The sequence below is a fragment of the Caballeronia sp. S22 genome, from assembly GCF_964261745.1.
GTDB lineage: Bacteria > Pseudomonadota > Gammaproteobacteria > Burkholderiales > Burkholderiaceae > Caballeronia > Caballeronia jiangsuensis.
The window spans coordinates 184,471-196,872 of record NZ_OZ180039.1 but is presented as its reverse complement, the minus strand read 5'-3'; the positions used below and the strand labels follow the sequence as shown (position 1 = coordinate 196,872).

At 57.5% G+C, this 12,402-nt stretch carries 12 protein-coding genes and 1 pseudogene; 1 reads left to right on the top strand and 12 read right to left on the bottom strand.

Annotated features, from left to right (window positions below; genetic code table 11):
* Nucleotides 1-6: 6 nt before the first annotated feature.
* The 11 genes and pseudogenes from ACEN42_RS32720 to ACEN42_RS32670 all read right to left on the bottom strand — a co-directional run.
* Nucleotides 7-1,173: an acyl-CoA dehydrogenase family protein gene (locus ACEN42_RS32720; protein ID WP_371882826.1), complete on the bottom strand. Its 1,167-nt coding sequence runs from the start codon at nt 1,171-1,173 to the stop codon at nt 7-9.
* 43 nt (nt 1,174-1,216) lie between these two features.
* Nucleotides 1,217-1,963: an SDR family NAD(P)-dependent oxidoreductase gene (locus ACEN42_RS32715; protein WP_371882825.1), complete on the bottom strand. Its 747-nt coding sequence runs from the start codon at nt 1,961-1,963 to the stop codon at nt 1,217-1,219.
* Between the two features lies 1 nt (nt 1,964).
* The gene (locus ACEN42_RS32710; RefSeq protein ID WP_371882824.1) at nt 1,965-2,735 is read right to left on the bottom strand and encodes an enoyl-CoA hydratase/isomerase family protein; all 771 of its coding nucleotides are present in this window, start codon (nt 2,733-2,735) and stop codon (nt 1,965-1,967) included.
* A gap of 1 nt (nt 2,736) precedes the next feature.
* Complete coding sequence (locus ACEN42_RS32705; RefSeq protein ID WP_371882823.1) at nt 2,737-4,404, bottom strand: class I adenylate-forming enzyme family protein; 1,668 nt, start codon at nt 4,402-4,404, stop codon at nt 2,737-2,739.
* A 32-nt stretch (nt 4,405-4,436) separates the two neighbouring features.
* The gene (locus tag ACEN42_RS32700; RefSeq protein ID WP_371882822.1) at nt 4,437-5,216 is read right to left on the bottom strand and encodes an enoyl-CoA hydratase-related protein; all 780 of its coding nucleotides are present in this window, start codon (nt 5,214-5,216) and stop codon (nt 4,437-4,439) included.
* A 20-nt stretch (nt 5,217-5,236) separates the two neighbouring features.
* Nucleotides 5,237-6,217 carry a CaiB/BaiF CoA transferase family protein gene (locus ACEN42_RS32695; RefSeq protein ID WP_371882821.1) on the bottom strand — a complete coding sequence of 327 codons (981 nt, stop codon included), beginning with the start codon at nt 6,215-6,217 and terminating at the stop codon, nt 5,237-5,239.
* Nucleotides 6,218-6,271: 54 nt separating this feature from the next.
* Entirely contained in the window at nt 6,272-6,760 is a 489-nt protein-coding gene (locus tag ACEN42_RS32690) for a hypothetical protein (protein WP_371882818.1), read from the bottom strand.
* 14 nt (nt 6,761-6,774) lie between these two features.
* Entirely contained in the window at nt 6,775-8,298 is a 1,524-nt protein-coding gene (locus ACEN42_RS32685) for an IS66 family transposase (RefSeq protein ID WP_371882817.1), read from the bottom strand.
* A gap of 63 nt (nt 8,299-8,361) precedes the next feature.
* Complete coding sequence (gene tnpB, locus ACEN42_RS32680) at nt 8,362-8,658, bottom strand: IS66 family insertion sequence element accessory protein TnpB (RefSeq protein WP_371882816.1); 297 nt, start codon at nt 8,656-8,658, stop codon at nt 8,362-8,364.
* Between the two features lie 44 nt (nt 8,659-8,702).
* Complete coding sequence (locus ACEN42_RS32675) at nt 8,703-9,122, bottom strand: IS66 family insertion sequence element accessory protein TnpA (protein ID WP_371882815.1); 420 nt, start codon at nt 9,120-9,122, stop codon at nt 8,703-8,705.
* Between the two features lie 80 nt (nt 9,123-9,202).
* A pseudogene (locus ACEN42_RS32670) lies at nt 9,203-9,442 on the bottom strand (CoA transferase); the annotation flags it as partial.
* Between the two features lie 241 nt (nt 9,443-9,683).
* Here ACEN42_RS32670 and ACEN42_RS32665 point away from each other — a divergent pair.
* Nucleotides 9,684-11,336: a sigma-54 interaction domain-containing protein gene (locus ACEN42_RS32665; RefSeq protein WP_371882820.1), complete on the top strand. Its 1,653-nt coding sequence runs from the start codon at nt 9,684-9,686 to the stop codon at nt 11,334-11,336.
* A gap of 348 nt (nt 11,337-11,684) precedes the next feature.
* Here the strand turns inward: ACEN42_RS32665 and ACEN42_RS32660 are convergent, their stop codons facing one another.
* Entirely contained in the window at nt 11,685-12,383 is a 699-nt protein-coding gene (locus ACEN42_RS32660; RefSeq protein WP_371882819.1) for a LysR substrate-binding domain-containing protein, read from the bottom strand.
* Nucleotides 12,384-12,402: the final 19 nt, after the last annotated feature.

The window sequence follows — 12,402 nt, the reverse complement described above, 5'->3', positions numbered from 1 at the left end:
AGTCTCCTATTTTTCGATGAAGCTGCGACCGATGAGCTGGCGGTGGACTTGATTAGTGCCCTCCCAGATCTGAGTAATCTTGGCGTCACGCATCAGCCTTTCCACTCGATAGTCTGCGCAGTAACCATAGCCACCAAGCAGTTGCACAGCGTCAGTCGTGATCCGCATTGCGGCGTCCGTCGCGCGCATTTTAAGAATCGATGCTTCGATTCCGATGTCGGTTTCGCCACCGTCCACCCTGCCCGCTACCTGCCACAACAGCGATTCACAAAGAACCAGTTCAGCAGCCATATCGGCCAGCATGAATTGAATCCCTTGGAACTCGATGATCTTTCGCCCTGACTGCTTTCGTTCGTTGATATATGCTGTCGCGTCGTCGAACGCCGCCCGCGCTATGCCAAGGGCATGCGCGGCGACACTCGGACGCGAACGGTTCAAAGAACCGAATAGGATTCGCAGCCCGTCACCCGGCTGGCCGATGAGATTAGCGCGCGGTACGCGACAGTTGTCGAACGACAGCGCCGCCGTGCTCGATGCTCTCGTGCCCATCTTGTGTTCGGTTCCGGTGACCGACATTCCCTCTGTTCCTTTTTCCAGAACGAGTACTGAGATAGCGTCCTTGCCGTTGTCGATCTCTGACCACTTGCCAAACAGCAAATACAAGTCCGCCACGTCGCCATTGGTAATGAAGACCTTACTGCCGTTGATGACGATGTCGTCGCCATCTGGCGTAAACGTTGTCCGCATGCCCGTCGCGTCTGAACCGGCACCGTTCTCGGTGATTGCGAGAGAAGCGAGACCACCTTCTGCAATCCGTGGCAAAAGCCTCGCCTTCTGTTCCTCGTTTCCAAACTCGACGAGCGGTTTAATGGCGTGGAAGTTGGTCGCCCACACGATGCCGGTCGAAGCGCACGCCGCCGAGATTTCCCTCACGCATGCGGCATAGCAGGTGAAGGAGAGCTTCGCCCCGCCATACTCTTCCGGGATAAACATCGCATTCAAGCCCAGTTCATTGATGCCTTTGATGTTGTCCCACGGAAACGCCCCTGTGCGGTCATACTCCGCCGCGCGCGGCGCAATTTGTTCACGGGCCAGCGACTTCACGCTATCAACGATCATTTTTTCTTCGTCGGATAACGTGATGCTCGCGTCAAGTCTTTCAAGTACATTCATCGTTGAAATCGCCTTGATACTATCTGTGCCGATTCATGGACGCCTAGAGCGCCATGCCTTGTCCGCCGTCCAAGTACAGCGTCTCGCCCGTCATGAAGCCGCCAGGGACTGTGAAGAGCAGCCTTACCAACTGGGCTACATCCTCGGAGGCACCAGGCGCACCGGTGGGGATCCGTTTCGCGAGGAACCGGCTGAGCGGACCGCTTTGAAGCGACTCTTTATTCAAATCGGTGGCAATGTACCCGGGGGCAACGTTGTGAACGCGTATTCCCTGGCTTGCCCACTCCACGGCCAGGCAGCGTGTAATGGCTCCGACGGCTGCCTTCGATGCGCAATATGCGGCGTTACGCTTGACGCCAAGCTTGTCGAAGAAGGAGCCGATATTTACGATCGTCCCGCTCCCGCCCTCACAAAGATAGGGATATGCAAGCTGGCTCGTCATGAACACAGAACTGGCGTTCGCCGACATAACTTTTTCGAAGTCGCCGATGGACTGAGACTCTGCGTCTCCGTCCATATGGAGGCCCGCATTGTTAACCAGACCGACGAGTGGTCCGTCGGCTCGGCGCATAACTTCTGCGATAGCCGACTTGACCGATTCGTAGCTTGTTACGTCGCATTCCGCGGTAATGAAGCGCGCACGAACTTCGGGGTCTGAGATGTCCCGAGTCGGAAGTGCGCCGGAGCGTGAGAGACAACCCACCGCGAAGCCGTCGTTTGCCAGCGCTTCAGCGATCGCGGCGCCGATCCCTCTGCTTGCGCCGGTTACGAGGATGCAGCCTTTGTTCATGTCATTGATCCTTGAAAGCAGGTTTGCGCTTTTCAACAAAGGCGTTCATACCCTCTGCGGCATCCGCAGTCTGGTAAGCCAACGTTGACAGGTCGGCCTCAACCTTCAAACCATCTTGAAGGCTGACCTCCGCGGCCCGCTGTATCGCCTCTTTTGCGAAAAGCGTCGCACAGCGGCTATACCCAACAAACTGAGCAGCAAACTCGCGCCCCAGCGCTACCGGGTCGGTACCCTCGACAATCCGGTTGATCAGACCGATGCGTTCCGCTTCAACCGCGTCGATGCTTTTGCCGGAAAGTATGATTTCAAGCGCCCGCGCCTGACCGACCAGGCGCGGCAGCCGTTGCGTTCCGCCATAGCCTGGAATGAGCCCCAACTTAATCTCTGGCAAACCCATCTTCGCGTTGGGTGTGGCGATCCGGAACGTGCAGGCCATCGCAAGTTCGAGTCCGCCGCCAAATGCGTAGCCATTGACGACCGCGATCGACGGAATGTGCAGCTTGTCCAGCTTTGAAAACGTCGCCTGTCCGAGTTCGGCTCCGTCTCGCTGGGCCACAAGGTCTCTTCCCATGAGCTCCTTGATATCCGCGCCGGCGCAGAATGCCTTGCCCCCGCTCCCAGTAATCACGAGCGCTCTAGCATCGGTACGTGCAACCTCGTCAAAGGCTGTAGAGAGCTCATTGAGAACAGCGAAGCTCAAAGCGTTGAGTGCTTCAGGACGGTTCAGGCCTACCAATGCCAGGCCGTCAATGATGTTGAGCGTGACTGACAATTCAACCTCCTGTAGTGGACTTCGCGCGGTAACGAACCGCTTCGGGAGAAAGGCCACCTGATTTCACCCAATCCACCAGTTCCCGTTTCAGAATCTTTCCGCTCGCCGTGAGTGGAAACACATCCAGCGAGGCGAAGTACTCGGGCATGTCGTACTTCGACAAGCCGGCTTCCGCCAAATGGTCGAGCATCGATTCAGCACTGACGATCGTTCCCGATTTCGGGACGATCGCCAGACAGACTTTCTCGCCGAGTCGCTCATCAAATACGGGAAATGCGGCAGCACGGTCGATATCGGCGTGACGCATTGCAAGTTCTTCGATAGTCGCCGGAAAGATGTTGTGGCCGCCGCGAATAATCAGGTCTTTCTTGCGGCCGACAATCTGCAGACATCCAGTCTCGGTCAACACACCCAAATCCCCGCTCATGAACCAACCGTCTCGATTGAAGGAAGATTCAGTGGCCGCCTGATTGTTAAAGTAGCCGAGCATGAGAACGGCGCCGCGCCCACCAATCTCGCCAATCTCTCCGGGCTCCACTTCGACATCGATGTTGTCCTGCTTCCAAAGCTTGATTTCGTAGCCGTTGCAAGGGCGCCCGCACGTGGAGACGATGGTATCTGCGGTATCGCTGGGGCGCGTATAGTTATGCGAGCCGTTCTCGGTCATGCCATAGACATTTTGCGGCGTGATACCGAGGCTCATGAAGCGCTGCGCGATGTCACGCGGAATCGCTGACCCCGCCATATAAAACGTCTTCACGCTTCCAAGAGTAGCAATGTCACGTCGACGCAGCTCTGCGAGAACATCCATTGCATGCGTCGGGACACCCATCACATAGTCCGCTTCTGTTTCGACAATCCAATCAAAACCGGACGCGCCTTTCGTAGGATCGCTCATGATCAACTCGAGGCCCGCCACTAACATCTGCTCAATCGCCACGGTCGCGATATGGTGGCTCATCGGGCTTAGAGAAAGCAGCTTGGTATTGCTTGAGTGCCCCCAGTCCGCTGCAAGCGCGCGACCGTTGGCTAGAAGCGTGTTGTCACTGTGCATTACGCCCTTGGGTGCGCCTGTCGTCCCTGAAGTGAACGCAAGATATACGATCTTGTCTGCATCCAGATCGGGGGCAAGCAGCACGGAGGGAGGGGTTCCTTCGGGGAAAGGCAGCTGCCCTAGATTGTCTGACTCAGCCTGACGATCGAAGACCATCAAAAGTCCGGGAATGGACTCCGCTCGCTCGAAGATGGACTGCTCGCGACCATTGGCTCCGTACTCGCGCTCCGCAAAAAACGCCTTGCACTGGATGCGCTCGAGCAGAGTTGCAATTTCCTCAACGGTATAGTTTTGATGCAAGGACGGCGCACAAACGTAGCCATTTCTCGAGCACGCAAGAAAGATAATGACCGTTTCTATGACGTTCGGGAGCCACACCCCAACTCGGTCACCCGGTCGCAGCCCGCCGCGATGCAACGACTCTGCGACACTGTCGACCCATTCAGTGACTTCACGCCACGTGAGCCGCCGGGTAGCGTCCCGCAGCGCGTAAGCCGTAGGCCGCTCGCGGGTATGACGACGCGCGAGGCTGTACAGCGTGTCCTGCTGCCACACGCCCGTCAGATAGTATTCCCGCGCCCTTTGGGGATTGTGAAGCGTCAGTATGTTTTGCATGGCGTCCGTCCGAAAGTCGATGAGAAGGCTGGTCAGTGACCAAACTTAGACGCATCGGGCTCACGGCGCTCGGAGAATGCCGATGCGAGTTCGGCGTGCTCATCGGATTCAAGGTAGCCGCGCAGCAGAATGTCATGCGACATCCGGGACAGCCCGCTCACGCCGCCATGCCGCGCGTTGAAGGCTGACTTGATCGACGCAAGTGCCAACGATCCACGTTGCGCAATCTCGAGAGCGTACTTGCGAGTCGCGTCCTTCAATTCGTTATCTGGCACAACCATGTTGACGAGACCCCACTCGAGTGCTTCCCGTGCGCTGATCTTCGGGTTCCGATACCAGATGTCCTTCGCACGCTTCTTTCCGACGAGGTCCTCTAGGTACCACGTTCCGTAACCGGCGTCGAAACTGCCGACCATCGGACCAACCTGCCTGAAGACGGCGCTTTCCTTCGCGATGGTGACGTCGCATACGACCTGCAGTACGTTTCCACCGCCAACCGCGAAGCCATTTACCGACGCGATAACGGGCTTTTGCAAGCGGTCGATGCTCTCGTACATCTCCAGCGTCGGGAGCACCCCCGCGTAGAGCAACGAGTCTTCCATGCCATCTTTTCGGCCACCCGTGCAAAAGAACTTGTCCCCCGCACCTGTGATGACCACGACCCGCGTGCGGGTTTCCCGACGGATGAGTTCGATGCAGTCGCGGATCTCGTGACACATCTTTTCTGTAAACATGTTTCCGTCGTGCGGACGATTCAGCGTAATCGTGCCGATGGGACCGTCTTCCTGATACAAGATTTCTTCGAATTTCATCTTTGTCTCCGTTCTAAGATTCAAACAATTTGACGATCTTTAAGCCCTGCAATGCAAACGTCTGACATGCCCAAGCGCTCGCGTAAGACCCGTTCGGTGTCGGCACCGAGAACTGGCGGAGCACGGCGATGCACATCACTCTTGCCATCGAAGCGAATACCCAGACCAACCTGCGGGACTTTGCCCCCCACTCCTTCGACCGAATAGAACAGTCCTTCGGACAGAAGGTGCTCGTCCTCTACAACCTGGTCCACTCGATTTATCGGACCTGCCGGAATTCGGTTTTCGTTAAATAACGCTAACCAGTAGTGGCGCTCGCGAGTCACGAGCAATGATTGAATCGCCTCTACGATACTTGCGCGCTGAGCCCGCCGGCTTGCATTCGTCGCGAGCGACGCTGAAGCGCCAAATTCCGGTTTCCCTACCGCCGTCCAGAAACGCTGCCATATGGCGTCGTTGCCTAGCCCGAGAGTGATCGGCTCATCCGCGGTCTCAAAGACCTGATAGATGGCAATGACCGAGTCTCGACCTCCCGACCGAGTGATGCGCTCACCCGACCCAAGATAAGGAACAACGCGAGGGGCCATGAATCGGACCATGCTGGCTACCATCGAAACATCAATGCTCTTGCCCTGACCTGTCCGTTGCCGCTCAAACAGGGCTGCGACAGTTGCCAAAGCAACGTCCTGACCGGCAAGCAGGTCTGCTGCCGGCGTGCCTACTTTCTGCGGGCCAGATTCTTTCTCTCCGGTAAGGTCCATCACCCCTGAATATCCCTCCGCGATGAGGTCGTAACATGGCAGATTGGCCCGTGAACCGTGCGAATCAAACCCTGTAAGTGCCACATGAATCAGCTTCGGGTATCGGGTTTTCAGCGACTCGAAGTCCAGTCCAAGCCTTCGTTGAACGTCTCGAACCACGTTGACCACAACTACGTCTGTCGTAGCTAGGAGTTGGTCGAGAATGTGCCGTCCCTCCGGCTGCTTGATATCGAGCGTCAAACTTTCCTTGTTGCGGTGTATCCGTCAGCGCATCCCGTGTTGACAGGGCTTCAATCAAATATCGAGGATTTTCCGTAATAGACCGTACGAGACGCGCCAGTGTCCTTCGGAGTCTGTCACGGCGATCGACGCCGTTTTGGCGTTCAGCCTGACGACGGTGCCGACACGCTCGTTTAGATGCTTGTCGGTGAATCCCACGGTGTCGCCGATGAAGAACTCTTCGGGACGCGGGCGCGGTGGCGGCGCTTCCTTTTGAATTGGGGCTGCGGTGGCATCGAGGAGAATCGCCGCATACGACACTGCCCATCGGCGTCGAGTCACGTTGTCCTGTACGACCGCTTGCGTATGTCGCAGCTCGGTGATAGTGCCTTCCGAAGGGGGTCCCAACGGATTGTCACCGATGTATCTGACGGTCATGCCGATGTGCAGTCGTTGACGGACTTCGAGAATGCGTCGGGGGTCATCGAGCATTTTGCCGATGGTCAGATAGAGGCGATACAACTCGGCGCTGGGCGCCTGCCGAAGGGAATCCAGAATGTCCATAAATGTCGGGGTAGCTAGCGGGCAAGCGGCAGCAGTTCGTGCACGCGATTGACGGAATACGACGGCAACTTCTCCAGTGTTTCCTTCAGCCATGCATACGGTTCGAAACCGTTTAAGCGAGCCGTGCCAAGCAACGAATACATGGTGGCCGTCGCACGAGCGCCTCGCGGCGAGCCCGCGAAGGTCCAGTTGACTCTTCCAAGAGCAATCGGCCGGATTTGCCGTTCCAACGCGTTGTTGTCCGGTAACAGAACACCGCTCTCAGTGTAGCGAATCAGCGCTTGCCAATGACGTAGCGCGTAGCCAAACGCTTTGGCGAGCGGTGCCTGAGTCGGCAAACCGATGGCGTTGCCTTCCAGCCATTGACGGAACTTCGCCAGTACCGGCAATGCCTCCGCTTGCCGCGCCGCGTATTTGCGGTCAGGGGTCTGATGGTTGATTCGCGACTCAATGGCGTATAGCTGGGCGATCCATTGCAGCGCCTGTGCCGCGAGTCCCGGCTTGCTTTGGGTCTTGGCGATTTCAAAGAACCGACGGCGGCAATGCGCCCAACAACCGACCGCGATGATGTCGCCGGTTTCGTAGAGGGCCTCGTGCCCGCTGTATGCGTCGGCCTGCAAGTAGCCCTTGTAAGTTCGTAGGTAACCCTGCGGATGCGAGCCCGCGCGTGATTCAGCGAACTCGAACACGACCGCCGGAGGGTGATCTACCCAAACGCCGTTCTCCTCGCGTTGGCCCGCACCCAGATAGCCCCATAATCGAGCAGTGCGGGTGGTCTTGCGGCCCTTCTCAAGCAAAGGCAGTGTCGTGTCGTCGACGTGCATGCGCGGCGCCTGCAACTGATGCGCACGCAGCGGTGGCATAAGCGCAGCGAGCAATTCTGCTGCGGCCAGCTTCCATTCGCACAGCGTGGCCCGCGGCAGGTGAATGCCACGGCGCGCATAGCGCATCTCCTGCCGATTCAACGGGAGATGATCGACGTAGGTGTTGACCAGGATGTTCGCGAGCAGACTCGCGCTCGCGTTACTCTTGGGCAGCGGCGAAGGTTGAGCGCTCGCCGTCACGATGGTCGACTCGCCATCCTTCTTCGCTGCATACTTGAAACGGATATGTTCGATGACCGTGAGCCTTGATGGCTCGTAGTGCAGCGTCTCGCTACGCTCTTCGCCGATGCGCTCAAGCGCGTCGAATGCGGCCTTCTGCTCGTCGCTCAAGTCATATTCGATGCGCGTGCGTGGCAAGTCCTTTGGCAACGCGGGGCGTCCCTTCCGGGTGTGCCCCGTGACTTGAACCTTCGCCGGCTCGGGAGGAACGGGAATATCTAAGGCAGCGTCAAACAACTCGGCCTGACCCGCCAGGCGCTCAGAACTCGCGCCGAAGCGTGCGCGATTGAGTTGTGCGATCTGATGCTGAAGGCTCTCCAGTTGCTCCCACAACACGCATGCGAGCCGGTTCTGTTCGAGTGCGAAGGCTTGCAGCGCCTCGAGCTCCAGTGGCAGATCCCCGGCAGTGACGGCGGCGGGCAACATGTCAACCATGATGCCCAACTCTTGCGACGTTTACAAGCGTCGCCAGCCCTGAATTACGCGCGATTCAGGCGCTTACGCAACGCGCGTCACGGCGACGGCGCGATGAGGTTCGCGCGCCGGAATCTCTATACCTTCAAGCCATGCATTGAGCTCTGCGAGCGTGAAACCGCGCTGTGCCAATGCCGCGGGCGATGGAAAATGCCCAAGTTCGAGCCGCTTGTACCAAAGCGCGAAGCCGGTACGGTCCCAATAGAGACACTTCACCTTCTTGCGGTCACGGCCGACGAACACGAACAAGTTGCCTGAACTTGGCTTCTGCGCAAGCAGCGGTTCGACCAGATACGACAGTGTGTCGATCGACTTGCGCATGTCGACCGGCTCGCGGCATATGTAAGCTCGAACGTCAGCGGCGATCAGCACCGTGTACCGCCAAGCTGTCCGAGCACGAAGCGCACAATGCGCTCCGCATGCACGCCGCTCATTTCGATGCGAACGCCGGCGATCGATAAGGTGACGCGATCACGCGTTGACAACGATGACGTATCGGCCGACGCAGTTGATGGTGTCGCCGCAGGCTCACCTTCGAGGCGAGCGACGACAAACGCGGCGTCGGCCGTCACAGCCAGCGGAATCGTTGCAGGCGTCTCGCCCGTAAACTTCTTGCGCCACAACCCGAAAGTGCTGACGGCCAGGCCTTGTTCGCGGCAGAAGCGCCGAGTGCCAACGCCGCTCATCTTCCATGCTGCCACCATCTCTCGCCAGAACGCCTCGCCTTGGCGGGGGCGCCGAGCGCCCGTTCGCACGGCAGTTCTCCCCATCACGTCGTCGTCCATCGCACCACTCCAATCACCACGATGCCGAAACCTTCGCATCGTGCACTCGGACACTCAAGACGGGTTGCGCTGACGGATACGTTGCGGTTAATGCTGAGAAACCAAAGTGATTCCCCATCCAGAAACGGCGGCCCCCATGCGCGTGTATCATCGCCAGCGCCGACGCGCTCCACCTTAGTTACTTCTGCGCCAAGGTCGGCTAGTAGTTGTGTTCCGTAGGGTCCGGCAATGGAGGTCGTCAGGTCTAACACTCGAACTCCCTTTAAAAGTTCAAGTCCGGTGGTACCTGCTGCGGTCGGAAGTGTGTCTAATGGGCTCATTGCGGTGTCTCTGTTGTTTGCTCTCTTTATGCGACAACCGTGCCAACTTGGGAAATGCTGCGTCGCAACTTTCCGATAGAGGCGACTATTAAAGCGCTCCGCGCTGTCTGTAAGTTGAAAAATGCTGCGTCGCAAAAATAAATAGCGAAAGAAATGTGTCCATCAATGAGGACACTCACCGAGACTCTGTGTGTTTTCGACTACACTTGGAATACACAAAAACACATCTAAGGGAGGGGACGTGGGACACCCTACTACCGGCGTGCTGGTGCTCGACACAGCGGGCCAGGTGCGATTTGCTGCCGGATTGGGCAGTGATACATCCGTTATTGATGCTGTCACCACTCGCTGGCAACGGCGAGCAACAACGCCGCTTAAGCGTATGTTCGCTCTCAACGAATCGGAGCGGCCCCTGACCGTAGCGACCGTTAGCACGGCCCAAGGCGCGTGCTTTCTCTTATTTCTTGGCGAGCAAGGCGACGAGTTATCTGAATTCATCGCCAGCGTAGATTTTTCTGACGAAATTCTGCGCCACTTCGTCACCAACCCATACGAGGCGGTCACCGTAGTCGACAAGGAAGGAACACTTCGCTACATCAGCCCAATACACGAACGATTCTTTGGATTGCGCCACGGAGCTGGGACGGGAAGGCCCGTCACTGAGGTAATCGAGAACACCCGGCTACCGGAAGTCGCGAAAACCGGAAAGCGCGAGATTGGACAGGTGCAGGAGATGAACGGGATTACGCGCGTCGTAACGCGCACACCTATCTTCGATCGCGATCAGAACTGCGTTGGCGCGATTGGCCAGGTTATGTTCAAAGGTCCGGAAGCAATTGAGCAACTGAGCGTCGAATTGGCACGAGTGCGTCAGGAACTGGCTTTCTACCAGCGCGAACTGTCAGGCATGCGTAATCGCGCATACGGGCTTGACCAAATCGTTGGAGACAGTGAATTGGTGAGACGCCTGAAGGACGACATCGTTCGTGTTGCTCCGCTTGACGTACCGGTCTTGCTCGTTGGCGAAAGCGGTACAGGTAAGGAACTGGTAGCACACGCGATACACCTTCTCAGTGGTCGCAGCGACAAACCCCTAGTCCTCGTCAACGCCGCAGCAATGCCCGCCAATCTGGTAGAAAGTGAACTGTTCGGCTATGAAGGCGGCGCTTTTACTGGCGCCGATAAGAAGGGACGCAAAGGCAAGTTCGAACTTGCAGACACGGGAAGCCTGTTCCTCGATGAGATCGGCGACATGCCGCTCGAGATGCAAGTCAAGCTACTGCGCGTACTGCAGGATGGCACTTTCGAACGCTTGGGAGGTGGCCGCCCGATGCGCTCGGATTTTCGGCTCATTTCTGCAAGTAACCGCAACTTCGACGCCATGATTAAAGATAGCAGTTTTCGGCTCGATCTCTTCTATCGGATCAGTGCTGTCACGCTTCGTCTACCACCTCTGAGAGAGCGCCTAGACGACATCCCCTTGCTAGCGGATAAATTCCTCAACGATTTCGCCACCCGCCATCGGATGACAAAAAAGTCTTTGCAACCAGACGTGATACTTCATCTTCAACAGCGTCCGTGGCCCGGCAATATTCGACAGTTGCAGCATGCCATCGAGCGAGCCGCAATTTTCTCGGACACCGAGTACCTCAGTGTAGATAACTTCGAACAATCGTCGGTTCAATCCGACCTTGAGCCTTCCGGCTATCCCGATCTCGCTCCCCGTCCATCGCTGAGCATGGCAGGTATTCGGGTCGCTAAGGAGAAGGTGGAACTCGACTTGATTAAGCAAGCCTTGGCAGAGCACAACGGAAACAAGAAGCGCGTTGCAGAATCGCTTGGAATGTCTCGCTCATATCTATACAAGCGGTTGAAGGAGCTTGAAAACCATTGAACGTCTGGCCCGCGCATGGTGCGCGATTCGAGCGACGCCGGGTTTGTTGGGGCAATCGGCGAGATTCGCTTGCCCGATTCAATCCAATATCACTCGTGTCGCGGCGGCAGGCCCCCATTCCCACTCCCGGCTGTACTGCAGTCAATCATGGAAGTGATTTTCAAGCACCGCCTGCTATCTCCTATGCCAAGCAGGCCAGCGATTTATTTGATTCTGCAGGCGAACCCTCACCTGACCGGGACATAGGCGAGCGCGCGGGTATACAGTACCGATTCCCCGGACCGCACGACGACTTTTGTGATGGTCGTGCCGGCGTCGTAACATTGTTAAAAGATGACCTGACATTTTTCACGGCTTGAAGCCGGAGCTATCTTCGTTAGCGAGACGAACAAGTTCGTCGATCACTACACGCACGCGCGGTTGCACATACTTCGTTCGTGGCCAGATCACATGGACAGGCATCTCTCCTCCGGACAGATTGCTGAGAATCTCCACCAGCTCTCCACGCCGTATATGTTCGCCCACGAGCCAGGTCGGCAGTTGCGCCACGCCGCATCCGGCAAGCGCAGCGTTAAGCATCGCTTCGCCGTCGCCCCATTCATGACGAGCCGTGACAGGCGTGAGTTCGAATTCACCTGCCTCATTTCGGAGCAACCAGGCCGCACGCTGACCTCGCTGCAAGCCGGCGATGCAGTTGTGGGTCAGCAGTTCCTCTCTGTTCTTCGGCGCTCCGTAGCGGTCTAGGTAGTCAGGCGCGACGCAAATGACCAGCCGCTGCTCGCCAAGCCGTCGCGCTGCGATGTCGGCATCATCCTTCAAGCGGCCGATTCGAACGGCGACATCCACGCCTTCGCCGATAAGGTCCGCCAGACGTTCGCTGAAATTCGTGGAAAAGTCCAGGCGCGGGTGCTGGGATGCGAGCCGAAGCAGTGACGGTAGGACATGACGCCGGCCAAATGTCGCGGGGAGTTCGATTCGAACTCTTCCGACCGGCTCCTGACGGCCAGTAGTCAGGAAACTCTCCGTCTCATCTAGGTCTCCGAGCACACGCAGACAGGTCGCGAGG

Bases quoted from the DNA above. Each gene is read 5' to 3' on its own strand.
- ACEN42_RS32720 (WP_371882826.1), bottom strand. From the start codon at position 1,173: ATGAATGTACTTGAAAGACTTGACGCGAGCATCACGTTATCCGACGAA.
- ACEN42_RS32715 (WP_371882825.1), bottom strand. From the start codon at position 1,963: ATGAACAAAGGCTGCATCCTCGTAACCGGCGCAAGCAGAGGGATCGGC.
- ACEN42_RS32705 (WP_371882823.1), bottom strand. From the start codon at position 4,404: ATGCAAAACATACTGACGCTTCACAATCCCCAAAGGGCGCGGGAATAC.
- ACEN42_RS32700 (WP_371882822.1), bottom strand. From the start codon at position 5,216: ATGAAATTCGAAGAAATCTTGTATCAGGAAGACGGTCCCATCGGCACG.
- ACEN42_RS32690 (WP_371882818.1), bottom strand. From the start codon at position 6,760: ATGGACATTCTGGATTCCCTTCGGCAGGCGCCCAGCGCCGAGTTGTAT.
- ACEN42_RS32685 (WP_371882817.1), bottom strand. From the start codon at position 8,298: ATGGTTGACATGTTGCCCGCCGCCGTCACTGCCGGGGATCTGCCACTG.
- tnpB (WP_371882816.1), bottom strand. From the start codon at position 8,658: ATGCGCAAGTCGATCGACACACTGTCGTATCTGGTCGAACCGCTGCTT.
- ACEN42_RS32675 (WP_371882815.1), bottom strand. From the start codon at position 9,122: ATGGACGACGACGTGATGGGGAGAACTGCCGTGCGAACGGGCGCTCGG.